The 2,475-nt window shown below is 73.7% G+C and carries 1 protein-coding gene and 1 pseudogene; one reads left to right on the top strand and one right to left on the bottom strand.

Annotation, left to right across the window (positions count from 1 at the left end; genetic code table 11):
• Nucleotides 1-500: 500 nt before the first annotated feature.
• The gene (gene sepH, locus AAHZ94_RS32585) at nt 501-1,586 is read right to left on the bottom strand and encodes a septation protein SepH (protein ID WP_349997316.1); all 1,086 of its coding nucleotides are present in this window, start codon (nt 1,584-1,586) and stop codon (nt 501-503) included.
• 467 nt (nt 1,587-2,053) lie between these two features.
• Here sepH and AAHZ94_RS32580 point away from each other — a divergent pair.
• A pseudogene (locus tag AAHZ94_RS32580) lies at nt 2,054-2,475 on the top strand (hypothetical protein); the annotation flags it as partial.

Here is a 2,475-nt window from a genome sequence, read left to right as displayed (position 1 = left end):
CCCCTCGTCGCCGGTGTGGGGGGCGCGTTTTTGTCTAAATGCCACCCCCCCGGCGTGACGCACCCGGGCCGGCGGGCGGCCCACCACCGGACGGGCCGCCCATGGTCGGCGCCAGACTCCCACCCGCCCGGCCGCCGGATCGCCGCCGCCCGCCGCCGCCCCACGGGCCACTCGGCCCGGGGCGAGCCGCGGGCGTCAGCCGCCGAGTCGCGGGTGTCGCCGGCCGCGCGGACCCGCCGCCCCGGACCACCGACCGCCCGCCGCCTCCCGTACCCCGAACGCACCGCGTGCGCAGAGGCCACACGCGCAGGGGCCGCATACACAGGGACCGCCCCCACGAAACCCACCGCCGCTCCGCTCCGAAAACACCGAAGCGCCCCACGGGCACGGGGCCGGTGGGGCGCGGTGTCGCCCGCGGGGGGCGCATCGACGGACGGTGCGGCACGGCGGCGCGCGGTGGTCATGGTCGAACCTCCGCCCTGCCGCGCCGCTCGCTGTCGCTATTCCTGCTTCTTGCGGCGGGTGCCGAAAACGATCTCGTCCCAGCTCGGCACCGCTGCCCGCCGCCCGGGGCGGACGCCGTCCGCCTCGGCCTGCCGGTCCGTCGTTCCGGTCAACCGGTCGCGGTGGCCCGCCCCCGAACGAGGCATCAGCACGTCCGCGTACGCCGAACCGGCGCTCGCTGCCGGCGCCGGCGGCTCCACCGCCTCCACCTCTTCGACGGGCTCGTCCGGCGGTCGGGGCGGCTGCACCGGATCGGGCACGATCATGTCGCCCCGGAAGCTGGGTACCGCCTCCAACAGGCTGGTCAGCGAGTCCCGCTCGGGCGGCGCCTCCTCCAGCGCTGCGGACACCGCTTCCACGTCATCGGGGCCGGGGCCGCGCTCGCCGGGCGCGGTGCGCACCGGCGTGCGGTCCAGCGGCCGGTCGCGCGGCAGCCGGGCGATGCGCGGTACGAACGGGAAGCTCGGCTCCGGGGTGTCGTCCGCCTCCCCGATCAGCGACCTGGCTTCTTCGTCCACGGCCTGCACCAGCCGGCGGGGCGGGTCGTAGGTCCAGCTCGCGGTGTGGGTCTCGCCCGCGACGCGGTAGACGAGCAGCACCTCCCAGGTGCCGTCGTCGCGCCGCCAGGAGTCCCACTGGGTGGCGTCCTTGTCGGCCCCGCGCAGCAGCAGCCGCTCGGCGACGGCCTCGCCGAGCTGGGGGCCGGTGTTCTCGCCGGGGCGGCGCACGGGCGTCTTACGGGCGCGCTCGGCCATGAACGCACGCTCCGCGAGCACCGGGCCTTCGAACCGACGCACCCGCTCCACGGGGATGCCCGCGAGCTGGGCGACCTCTTCGGCCGATGCGCCTGCTCTTATCCGAGCCTGGATGTCACGGGGCCGCAGATGGCTCTCGACCTCGATCTCGATCTGGCCGAGCCGGGCGCGGTCGTTGCGCACAGCGGCACGCAGCCGCTCGTCGATCGGGAGCGTGTACTCCGTGCTGTCCGCAGCCTTGAGCACCAGCCGTGTGCCGTCGTTGCTGACGGCCACGACACGCAGTTCGGGCATGGGGACCTCCCGGGTGGTGCCTGCCGACGTCACGTGCGTCGCTGCCGTTCTCCCGCTAGATGAGTGTGGCCTGCCCGGGGTGCAGCCTGCCACAGCATTGCCAAGTTGCCTGGCGTGTCGAGCCTAGGCTCTGATCCGCCGTTATGGCACGGTGACGTGTTTACGACGCAAAGTGACGATAAATCACTCTGTGCACTACGCGCCATGCCATGTCGCGGCGCCACCGGTCGAGTTGGCGCCACTGGCTTCTCCCGCTCGGTCCGGGCGGCCGGACGGGATCACGAGGCCAGGATTCGCAACAGTACTCCATTTGGGCCATGTGAGAGGACCGCCGCGCCATCGAAGTTGTCGTAGGCCAAGGGAGTTGAAGGGCCGCAAAACCCACCTGATCGGGCGCTCAGGTGGCGAGTTTCACAGAATCGACGGAAGTGGAACTACCTGCTTCGCCCAAATGTCACTTCTCTAGGCAAGGCGGATCGAACTGTGACCAGAGGCGGGAGATGCGCGACACACCTGAAAGTGAGGCAAAAGAGCAGAAGGAGCGACTCGAACTGAGTGTCGCTCAGGTAGCCGGAAGTGCCCTCGCGGCGGTGGCCGCCGCCGTACTCGCCTCCCGACTTGGCGTGTACGGGACCATCATCGGCGCCGGTGTGGTCAGCATCGTGGCCACCACGGGCGGCTCGGTCTTCCAGCACCTCTTCCGCGGAGCCGGGGAGCAACTGCGCGAGGCCACCGTCCAGCACCGACCGGGTACCGGCAGGCCGCGGCGCGCCCCCCGCCCGGCCCCCCCCCCCCCCCCGCCCCCCCGGCCCCGGGGGCCCCCCCCCCGGGGGGGCCCGCCCCCCCCCCCCCCCCCCCCCCAGGGCACCCCCCCCCCCCCCCCCCCCACCACCCCCCCCCCCCCGGCCGGGGGCGGGGGGGG

The organism is Streptomyces sp. HSW2009, from assembly GCF_040240285.1.
Classification (GTDB): Bacteria; Actinomycetota; Actinomycetes; order Streptomycetales; family Streptomycetaceae; genus Streptomyces.
The sequence above is the reverse complement of the archived record's forward strand: the minus strand, read 5'-3'. Positions and strand labels throughout refer to the sequence as shown.